Here is a 9,883-nt window from a genome sequence, read left to right on the forward strand (position 1 = left end):
CTGGCAAGGCAGCCCCGCGCGGGGCGCCGCTGGGTAAAACCGGGCCTTGAAAGCGTCGTGCCCTCTTTTGCCGGGCTCAATTCGTCAACTCTCAGGCCGATAATGAAATTTCTGTTTGATCTGTTCCCGATCATCCTCTTTTTCGTCGCCTTCAAGCTGTGGGGCATCTTTACGGCTACGGCCGTGGCGATTGGAGCTACGCTCGTGCAGATCGCGTGGGTCGCGTTCCGTCACCGCAAGGTCGACCCGATGCTGTGGCTTTCGCTCGGCATCGTCGTCGTGTTCGGCGGCGCGACGCTGATGCTGCACGACGAAACCTTCATCAAGTGGAAACCCACCGTGCTCTACTGGGCGTTCTCGGTCGTGTTGCTCGTCTCGCAAATGGCATTCGGCAAGAACCTCATCGAAGCGATGATGGGCAAGCAGATCACCCTGCCGCCGCGCATCTGGACGCAGCTGAACTTCGTCTGGTCGATCTTCTTCGCGCTGCTCGGCATTCTCAATCTCTTCGTGGCGTTCCACTTCTCCACCGACGCGTGGGTCGACTTCAAGCTGTTCGGCGCGACCGGCATCCTCGTGGTGTTCATCGTCGGCCAGAGCCTGTGGCTGTCGCGTTACATGAAGGAAGAAGAATGAGCGACGTCTTTCTCAACGCTAGCCCGGCGGAGCGCATGGCGCTGATCGAAACGCGCCTCACCGCGGCGCTCGCCCCCGTTTCCATCGACGTGCGCGACGACAGCGCGCAGCATGCCGGACACGCCGGCGCCGCTGCCGGCGGTCACTATCATGTCACGATCGTTGCGGGCGCATTCGCGGGGAAAGCCCGCGTGGCAAGGCATCGCATGGTGTATGATGCGCTGGCCGAGGCCATGCAGCGCGGCATCCACGCACTCGCGATCACGGCGCTCACGCCCGAAGAAGCCGCGGCGCTGCGCCGGTAGCCCACGCTAGATTTCGACCTGCTTGATCCTTTTGTTCGCCATTTTGGTTCGCCCCGTTAGGACTTTCCGATGACCTTGAAGAAAACCCATCTTTGGGTGTTGCTGGCTGCATGCGCGGCGGCTCCCGCCTTTGCGCAGAACATCGCCGTCGTGAACGGCACGCCGATTCCCAAAGCGCGCGCCGATGCGCTGGTCGAGCAGCTCGTGCATCAAGGCCAGCAGGATTCGCCGCAGCTGCAGATGGCCGTGCGCGAAGAGCTCGTGAATCGCGAAATCCTCATGCAGGAAGCCATTCGCGAAGGCATTCCGAACAAGCCGGACGTGAAGGCGCAGATCGCCGTGGCACAGCAGACCGTCGTGCTGCGCGCGCTGATCGAGAACTTCGTGAAGAACAACCAGCCGAGCGACGCCGAAGTCAAGGCGCGCTACGACCAGTTGACCAAGGACGCGGGCGGCAGCGAATTCCACCTGCATCACATCCTCGTGGACAACGAGCAGCAGGCCAAGGACCTGATCGCGAAGATCAAGGCCGGCGCCAGCTTCGAAGACCTCGCGAAGCAGTATTCGAAGGACCCTGGTTCGGCCAAGAACGGCGGCGACCTCGACTGGTCCGATCCGAAGGCCTACGTGCCGGAGTTCGCGACGGCGGCCACGCATCTGCAGAAAGGCCAGATGACCGATACGCCGGTGCACACGCAGTTCGGCTGGCACATCATCCGCGTGGACGACATCCGCCCGGTCACGCCGCCGCCGCTCGAGCAGGTGCGCCCGCAGATCGTCCAGCAGATCCAGCAGGAAAAGCTGCAGGCGTTCGAAGAGAATCTGCGCAAGCAAGCGAAGATTCAGTAAGGCTGCACGCGGCTCTGCGTGCTGCAAAAAGCCCCGCGACCTGCAAAGGCGCGGGGTTTTGTTTGTGGCTACGCGTCGAGCTCGTAGCTCGTGCTGCGCCCGCCACCCTCCGCCTTGCGCAGCACGCCGCGCGCCACCAGGTCGTTGATATCGCGTAACGCCGTATCGGACGAGCATTTGGCGATGGCTGCCCACTTGCCGCTCGTGAGCTTGCCGTCGAAGCCGTCGAGCAGGCGGTTCAGGAGCTTGACCTGGCGCTCGTTGAACGGCGTCGTGGCCCACTCGCGCCAGAAGCGCGCCTTGGCAAGCACGGCGTCCAGCGTGATTTGTGCCTGATCGACCGCGCGATGCAGCGCGTCGAAGAACCAGGCGAGCCACAGCGTGACATCCATCGAGCCGCGCTGCGTGCGCTCCAGAATCTCGTAATAGCCTTTGCGCTCCCGCTGAATCTGCGCGGAGAGGCTGTAAAAGCGCTGCGCACTGCCGTCCGCGCGCGCGAGCAGCAAGTCGCCGATGGCTCTTGCCACGCGGCCGTTGCCGTCGTCGAACGGGTGCAGCGTGACGAACCACAGGTGGCCCAGAGCGGCCTTGATCAGCGGCGGCTCTTGCGCCGGGCCGTTGAGCCAGTCGAGAAAGCGCCGCGTTCCGGCTTCCAGCCGGTTCGCGGGCGGCGCTTCGAAATGCACGCGTTGACGGCCGATCGGCCCCGAGATCACCTGCATGGGCCCGTTCGCATCGTCGCGCCATGCCCCGACGTTGATGCGCGACAGGCCCGCGTAGCCCGTAGGAAACAGCGCGGCGTGCCAGCCGAACAGGCGCTCGCGCGTGACCGGCGCGCGGCTGTTGGTGGTCGCGTCGAGCACCATCTCCACCACGCCTTCCACGTGGCGGTCCACCGGCGCGAGCGCCCCGATGTCCACGCCCATGCGGCGCGCGATCGACGAACGCACGGAGGCGACGTCGAGTTGCTCGCCCTCGATCTCGCTGGTCTTGAGCACGTCCTCCGTCAGGGCCGCCAGACTCGCCTGATCGCGCAGCGCGAGACCGACATCGGCCAGCCTGCCCACCAGCAGGCCCTGGGCACGGCTGACCTCGGCCATGGGCTCGGCGAGCGCTGCCAGATCGAAGCGCCACTGAGGCCAGTCGCCGGCCTGCCAGATGTAGGTGTATTCGCCGCTATTCATGCGGCGATTATGAGCCGTATTCGCCGCATGCACAAGTTAATCCCCGCAAAATATGCGGCGATTAACGTCGCTATTCACCGCAAAACCGCGCCGGGCGGCGCCCAAAAAGCAAAAACCCCGGTCCGCACTCGCAGTCGAGGCATGACCGGGGTTTTCCGCCAGAGCGGGTTGCCCTGCCCTGGCGTCAACCGTCCGCGAAGTTCGCGTGGTTCGCGAAGCGCGTTAGCCCACCCACTTGCGCGCGTTCTGGAACGCACGCATCCACGGGCTCGCCTCACCCCAGGCTTCGGGGTGCCAGCTCATCGTCACCGTGCGCTGCACGCGCTCGGTGTGCGGCATCAGCACCGTGAAGCGGCCGTCGGGCGTCGTGACCGAGGTGATGCCTTGCGGCGAGCCGTTCGGATTGAACGGGTAGGCCTCGGTCGCCTGGGCGCGATGGTCGACGTAGCGCATCGCCACCGCAACCTTCGAGATGTCGCCCTGCTGCGAGAAGTCCGCGAAACCTTCGCCGTGCGCGACCGCCACCGGAATGCGCGAGCCTTCCATGCCGGCGAAGAAGATCGACGGCGAGCCCTGCACTTCCACCAGCGAGAAGCGCGCTTCGAACTGCTCAGACTTGTTGCGCGTGAACTTCGGCCAGGCTTCGGCGCCCGGGATCATCGAGGCGAGGCTCGACATCATCTGGCAGCCGTTGCAGATGCCGAGCGCAAACGTGTCCTGACGCGCGAAGAACGCCGCGAACATGTCCGCGAGCTTCGCGTTGAAGCGGATCGTCTTGGCCCAGCCTTCGCCCGCACCCAGCACGTCGCCGTACGAGAAGCCGCCGCAGGCCACCGCACCCGCGAAGTCGGCGAGCGTGGCGCGGCCTTCGAGCAGGTCGCTCATGTGCACGTCGTGCGCGTCGAAGCCGGCGCGGTCGAACGCGTACGCGGTTTCGAGGTGCGAATTCACGCCCTGTTCGCGCAGGATCGCCACACGCGGACGCGCACCCTGGCCGATGAACGGCGCAGCGATGTCCTCGGCCGGATCGAAGGTGAGATGCGGTTGCATGCCCGGATCGGCGGCGTCGAGCAGCGCGTCGTATTCGGAATCGGCGCACGCGGGGTTGTCGCGCAGACGCGCAATGCGCCAGCTCACTTCGCTCCACACGCGTTGCAGCTCCGCACGCGGCGCTTCGTAGATGCGCTTTGCGTCACGGTAGATTTCGATCGAGTCGCGGTTGTTCAGCGTGCCGATCACGTGTGAGCACACCGAGAGGCCATGCTGACGCAGCACGCCCATCACGACGTCGCGCTGCTGTGCGGGCACCTGGATCACGGCGCCCAGTTCTTCGGAGAAGAGCGCGCGCAGCGTGCGGTCTTCGCGGCGGCCGCTCGTCTGCTTCGCCCAGTCCTTGGCGTCGCCGTAGTCGGACTCGTGCTCGTTGTCGAGCGTGAGCATGTCCACGTTCAGCGACACGCCCGTATGACCCGCGAAGGCCATTTCGCAGACCGTCGCCCACAGGCCGCCGTCCGAGCGGTCGTGGTACGCGAGCAGTTGCTCGTTCGCGTTCAGTTGCTGGATGGCCGTGAAGAACTGCTTGAGGTCTTCGGCGCTGTCCACGTCGGGCACCGCGTCGCCGACCTGCTGCGTGACCTGCGCGAAGATGCTGCCCCCCATGCGGTTCTTGCCGCGGCCCAGATCGATTGCGATCAGCACCGACTCGCCCGCCTCGTCGACGCGGCGCAGTTGCGGCGTGAGATGGCGGCGCACGTCGTCGACCGGCGCGAACGCCGAGATGATGAGCGACACCGGCGCGACCACTTCCTTCGCCACGCCTTCCTCGTTCCACTTCGTGCGCATGGAGAGCGAATCCTTGCCCACTGGAATGCCGATGCCCAGCGCAGGGCACAGCTCCATGCCGATCGCCTTCACGGTGTCGTACAGCGCGGCGTCCTCGCCCGGAGCGCCGCACGCGGCCATCCAGTTCGCGGAGAGCTTGAGCTTGTCGAGCGACAGAATGGGCGCGCTGGCGATGTTGGTGATCGCCTCGCCCACGGCCATGCGGCCCGATGCGGGCGCATCGATCACGGCGAGCGGCGTGCGCTCGGCCATCGTCATCGCTTCGCCCTTGTAGCCCGCGTAGTCGAGCGCGGTGATCGCGCAGTCGGCCACCGGCACCTGCCACGGGCCGACCATCTGGTCGCGCACCGTCGTGCCGCCCACCGAGCGGTCGCCGATGGTGATGAGGAACGACTTGCTGCCCACGGTCGGGTGGCGCAGCACGCTCTTCGCGACTTCGTCGAGCGATACGCCCGTGACTTCGACCGGCGCGAGCGGCATGCTCGCGTGCTCGACGTTGCGGTGCATGCGCGGGGGCTTGCCGAGCAGGATGTCCATCGGCATGTCGACGGGCTGGTGGCCGCCGTTGGCGGCGAGCGCCTGCTCGTCGGTGTCGATGAGCTTCAGGTCGCGCGCGTCGGTCGCGACGCCCACGACGGCGAACGGGCAGCGCTCACGCTCGCAGATCGCCTGGAACCCCGCCAGATCGGCGGGCGCGATCGCGAGAACGTAGCGTTCCTGCGATTCGTTCGACCAGATTTCGCGCGGCGAAAGACCCGACTCTTCGAGCTGCACCTTGCGCAGTTCGAAGCGCGCGCCCTTGTCGGCGCCGTCGACGAGTTCCGGGAAGGCGTTGGAAAGACCGCCCGCGCCCACGTCATGAATGCTCAGGATCGGGTTGCGCTCGCCCAGCTGCCAGCACGAGTTGATGACTTCCTGCGCGCGACGTTCGATTTCCGGGTTGCCGCGCTGGACCGAGTCGAAGTCGAGTTCTGCGGTGTTGGTGCCGGTGGCCATCGAGCTGGCCGCGCCGCCGCCCATGCCGATGCGCATGCCCGGGCCGCCGATCTGGATCAGCAGCGTGCCGGCCGGCAGGTCGTGCTTGTGCGTGTGCTGCGCGCTGATGTTGCCGAGGCCGCCTGCGATCATGATCGGCTTGTGATAGCCGCGCACGGTGCCTGCCACGTTCTGCTCGTAGGTGCGGAAATAGCCGCCGAGGTTCGGGCGGCCGAATTCGTTGTTGAACGCGGCGCCGCCGAGCGGGCCGTCGATCATGATCTGCAGCGGCGATGCGATGCGGTCCGGGCGGCCGTAGGCGCCCTGCGTGTCGGCGGGGTTGCGCAGCGCGAGCGGCACGGCCGCGTCGCGGGCGTCTTCCCATGCTTCGCGCGCATCGGGCAGGTCGAGGTTCGAAACCGTGAAGCCCGTGAGGCCGGCCTTCGGACGCGCGCCGCGGCCCGTTGCGCCTTCGTCGCGGATTTCGCCGCCCGAGCCCGTGGCCGCGCCCGCGAACGGCGAGATCGCCGTGGGGTGATTGTGCGTCTCCACCTTCATCAGCGTGTGCGTGAGTTCGGTGTGGCGGCCATATTGCTCGCCAGGCGTGCCGTCGGCGTGGTTCTTGCGCGGGAACCAGCGCTCCGCGACCGCGCCTTCCATGATCGACGAGTTGTCCGAGTAGGCAACGATCGTGCCCTGCGGGCTGATCTTCTCGGTGTTGCGGATCATCGCGAAGAGCGACATATCCTGATCCTGGCCGTCGATCGTCCAGCTCGCGTTGAAGATCTTGTGGCGGCAATGCTCGCTGTTGGCCTGCGCGAACATCATCAGCTCGACGTCGGTCGGGTTGCGCTCGAGCTTCTTGAAGTTTTCGACCAGATAGTCGATTTCATCGTCGGCAAGCGCGAGGCCCAGTTCACCGTTGGCCGTTTCCAGCGCCGCACGGCCGTGGCCGAGCACGTCGACGGTCTGCATCGGGCGGGCCGGCAGTTCGTCGAACAGATGCAGCGCCGCGTCGCGCGAAGGCGCCACGCTTTCCGTCATGCGGTCGTGCAGCGCCGCGGCGACAGCGGCGTGCGCCTCATCCGACAGCGTCTTCTTGCCGCCGAGCAGGCCCGACTTGAGCACCACGGTGTATTCGACGCCGCGCTCGATGCGGCGCACCTGCTCGAGGCCGCAATGGTGCGCGATGTCCGTGGCCTTGCTCGCCCACGGCGACACCGTGCCGAAGCGGGGCACGACGAGGAACGTGAGCGCGCTGCCGCGCTCCTGCGGGGCCGCGAACGGCGCGCCGTAGTGCATCAGCGCTTCGATCTTCGCCCTGTCGTCGGCGGAGAGCTGCGCGGCCGAATTGACGAAGTGCAGATACTGGCCGTGCACGCCGACGATGTTGGCGTCGATACGCTGAAGCGTCTCGAGCAGGCGGGTCTGACGGAAGTCGGAAAGGGCCGAAGCGCCGGGGAAACACGAGAAGTGGGCCATGGACTGGGGCGTTGCGTCGAGGTTGCGTCAGAGTTACGTCGCGGCTTCGCCTCGCGCGAAACACGTCGCAAGGTGGCGATGCGTCGCGCGGGGGGATGGCGACGGTCAGGCGAAGGGAGACCGCGATTATAACCCGGAAGACCTGTCCTGACCGCCCCGGCGGCCACGCGCAACGCGTGTGGCAAGCCGGCCTCGCGCATGGCGATGCGGACGCTTTCGCTGCTATGATTGCGCGTTTCGTCTGATCGGCGCACCCGGGCATGGCTTCGGCGCGCCGCACGCCCCACCTTCGGCAGGACGCCCTCACCCGAGCGAGCGCCACCTGCCTGCAGATCGTATCGTCATGGATGTCATCGTCATCGGCGGCGGAATCGCCGGCATCGCTACCGCCTGGCAGCTGCGCGCGGCCGGGCATCGCGTCTGCGTAATCGAACGCCACGCCACCGTTGCGCAAGGCGCGACCTACGGGCATAGCGGCATTGCGCTGCCCACGCCGCTCGACGTCTGGTTCGGCCCCACCTTCCTGCGCAATGGCCGTCAATCGTCCGGTGGCGTGATCAGCAAGACGGGCTGGCGCGGCCACGCACACGGTTTCGTCAAGCGCCTCGCCACGCTGCACGGCTCCGAGGCGTTCGCCGGGCGCTATGCGCTGCTGCGCCCGCTCATCGACTCGGCGCAAGCGGCGCTCGCCGACATCGACGCGCGCTTCCAGCTCGACTACGAGCAGCGCGACGGTCTGCTCTACCTCGTGCGCGGCAACGACGAATGGTCGCTCACGCAACCGGCCCTCGAACTGCTGCGGCGCTTCGAGACGCCTCATCACGCGTTGTCGCCCGCCGAATGCGTGGCTTTCGACCATGCGATCCCCGCCGATCCGCCGTTTGCGGGCGGCGTGCGCTTCGAGACCGGCCGGGTGGCCAACTGCCCGCTCTTCGTGAAGCTGCTCAAGCAGGTGCTCGACGCCCAGGGCGGCGTGCAGTTCGAGATGAGCCGCGAGGTCAATGCGATTCGCCTCGAAGACCGGCGCGCGGCCGTGGAGCTCGCGCCGCCTGCGCACGAAGCGGGCCGCTCGCGCGACGTCGAAGTGATCTCGGGCGATGCCGTCGTGGTCGCCGCGGGCGCGCAAACGCCGCGCCTCCTCGCGCCGCTCGGCCTCAAGATGCCGTTCTATCCGCTGCGCATGCACACGCTCAATTCCCCGGTGGCGCACGAGGAATGCGTGCCGCAGACCACGATCGTCGACGCCGGCAAGCGCATCGCCATTGCGCGCATGAATCACCGGCTGCGCATATCGGGCGCCGCCGTGCTGCTGCGCGCACAGGAAGTCGATGACGCGCTGCCCGAGGCGCTCACCGAAGACGCCCTCGCGCTGCTCGGCGAGGCGTCGCGCGACTGGGCGCCGGGCGCCGCGCGCATTTCGGCCGCGCTTGCCTGGGAGGGCATGAAGCTGCTGTCCGCCGACGGCCTGCCCGCGGTCGGCAACGTGAACCATCCGCGCCTGTACGTCAACGCGGGCCACGGGCCGGCAGGCTGGGCGCTTTCGCTCGGCTCGGCGCGGCTCATCGCGCAGCAGATTTCGAACACGGCGCCCGACCTGCCGACCGATACGATCAAGGCGCTCTCGCCGGGCCGCGATTGAGCGGCGGGCGGCGTTGCCGCGCCGCCGTGCCGGTCACCGCGCTTCTCGGGCGTGCCGTCCGAGGGCGCGCTCGGGTATCGTTGCGATGTCGCCTCTGAGGACCGCATCGTCATGACGCACGCTCCCCACTCCTCTGGCGCCGGGCAACCGGTGCTCGTCTACCCGCACGACCGTGCGATCCCGCTGCTTACCGTCGAACAGCTGCGCAAGGCCGAAGTCGCCGCGCAATCGGCCCTGCCTGCCCACACGCTGATGGCGCGCGCGGGCGCCGCTGCCGCGCACTTGCTCAGCGAGCAGTTCGCGCATGCGCCCTCGTCGGCGAGCGACAAGCCGGTCTGGTTCGCCGCCGGGCCCGGCAACAACGGCGGCGACGCCCTCGTCGTCGCCACGGAACTGCATCGCGCGGGCGTCGCCGTGGAAGTCTGCATGCCCGTCGAGGTCAAGCCCGACGACGCACGCTGGGCGCTCGCCGCGGCGCGTGCGGCGGGCGTGCCCATCGCCGCGTCGGCGCCCGCGTCGTTCGACGCCTACGGCTGGCTCGTCGACGGGATGTTCGGCATCGGTCTCGCGCGCGGGCTCGAGGGCGTGTTCGCCGAACTCGCCGAAGCCCTCTCGGCACGCGCGCGCAGCCACGGCCACGTGCTCGCGCTCGACGTGCCGAGCGGCCTCGACAGCGACACCGGCAACGTGGTCGGCAGCGGCCCCGCCGTGCGCGCGACCCATACCGTGACGTTCATCGCCGCCAAGCCCGGCCTGTACACGGGCGTCGGGCGCGACTATGCAGGCGCCGTCGCGGTCGCGCCGATCGGCATCGACACCGAAGGCACGCCGGGCGTCGTGCGCCTGAACGCCCCCGCGCTCTTCGCCGCCGCGCTGCCCGCACGCGACTTCGCCACCCACAAGGGCACGTTCGGCACGCTCGCCGTCGTGGGCGGCGACACGGGCATGTGCGGCGCGCCCATTCTCGCGGC

7 protein-coding genes are annotated in these 9,883 nt (G+C 67.7%); 5 read left to right on the plus strand and 2 right to left on the minus strand.

Translation table 11 applies throughout. The annotated features are described in order from the left end of the window. Positions 1 to 102: 102 nt before the first annotated feature. From AB4Y44_RS38725 to AB4Y44_RS38735, 3 genes are all read left to right on the plus strand, one after another. Complete coding sequence (locus AB4Y44_RS38725) at positions 103 to 636, plus strand: septation protein A (protein WP_069268086.1); 534 nt, start codon at positions 103 to 105, stop codon at positions 634 to 636. Continuing rightward, positions 633 to 941 carry a BolA family protein gene (locus AB4Y44_RS38730; RefSeq protein WP_368702454.1) on the plus strand — a complete coding sequence of 103 codons (309 nt, stop codon included), beginning with the start codon at positions 633 to 635 and terminating at the stop codon, positions 939 to 941. Before AB4Y44_RS38725 ends, AB4Y44_RS38730 begins: the two co-directional genes overlap by 4 nt. 69 nt (positions 942 to 1,010) lie before the next feature. Next, positions 1,011 to 1,790 carry a peptidylprolyl isomerase gene (locus AB4Y44_RS38735; protein WP_342923916.1) on the plus strand — a complete coding sequence of 260 codons (780 nt, stop codon included), beginning with the start codon at positions 1,011 to 1,013 and terminating at the stop codon, positions 1,788 to 1,790. 68 nt (positions 1,791 to 1,858) lie between these two features. On the opposite strand, the gene AB4Y44_RS38740 is transcribed toward AB4Y44_RS38735, so the two are convergent. After that, positions 1,859 to 2,974, minus strand: a complete 1,116-nt coding sequence (locus AB4Y44_RS38740; RefSeq protein WP_368702455.1) for a Fic family protein — start codon at positions 2,972 to 2,974, stop codon at positions 1,859 to 1,861. A 222-nt stretch (positions 2,975 to 3,196) separates the two neighbouring features. Then, a complete protein-coding gene (gene purL, locus AB4Y44_RS38745; protein WP_368702456.1) occupies positions 3,197 to 7,273 on the minus strand; it encodes a phosphoribosylformylglycinamidine synthase in 4,077 nt (1,358 codons plus the stop codon). A gap of 343 nt (positions 7,274 to 7,616) precedes the next feature. Between purL and AB4Y44_RS38750 the strand changes: the two genes are divergently transcribed. Together AB4Y44_RS38750 and AB4Y44_RS38755 are read left to right on the plus strand one after the other, a co-directional pair. Continuing rightward, the gene (locus AB4Y44_RS38750) at positions 7,617 to 8,912 is read left to right on the plus strand and encodes an FAD-dependent oxidoreductase (protein WP_368702457.1); all 1,296 of its coding nucleotides are present in this window, start codon (positions 7,617 to 7,619) and stop codon (positions 8,910 to 8,912) included. A gap of 111 nt (positions 8,913 to 9,023) precedes the next feature. Next, positions 9,024 to 9,883 (plus strand): NAD(P)H-hydrate epimerase (locus AB4Y44_RS38755; protein ID WP_368702458.1); only part of this gene is annotated, 860 nt, incomplete at its 3' end.

Origin of the sequence: Paraburkholderia sp. BR10937 (genome assembly GCF_040965695.1) — a bacterium.
In the GTDB taxonomy this organism is placed as follows: Bacteria; Pseudomonadota; Gammaproteobacteria; order Burkholderiales; family Burkholderiaceae; genus Paraburkholderia.

What these genes read in the sequence shown, in the direction of transcription:
- purL (WP_368702456.1), bottom strand. Translation starts at nt 7,273, where the DNA reads ATGGCCCACTTCTCGTGTTTCCCCGGCGCTTCGGCCCTTTCCGACTTC.
- AB4Y44_RS38735 (WP_342923916.1), top strand. Translation starts at nt 1,011, where the DNA reads ATGACCTTGAAGAAAACCCATCTTTGGGTGTTGCTGGCTGCATGCGCG.
- AB4Y44_RS38730 (WP_368702454.1), top strand. Translation starts at nt 633, where the DNA reads ATGAGCGACGTCTTTCTCAACGCTAGCCCGGCGGAGCGCATGGCGCTG.
- AB4Y44_RS38725 (WP_069268086.1), top strand. Translation starts at nt 103, where the DNA reads ATGAAATTTCTGTTTGATCTGTTCCCGATCATCCTCTTTTTCGTCGCC.
- AB4Y44_RS38740 (WP_368702455.1), bottom strand. Translation starts at nt 2,974, where the DNA reads ATGAATAGCGGCGAATACACCTACATCTGGCAGGCCGGCGACTGGCCT.
- AB4Y44_RS38750 (WP_368702457.1), top strand. Translation starts at nt 7,617, where the DNA reads ATGGATGTCATCGTCATCGGCGGCGGAATCGCCGGCATCGCTACCGCC.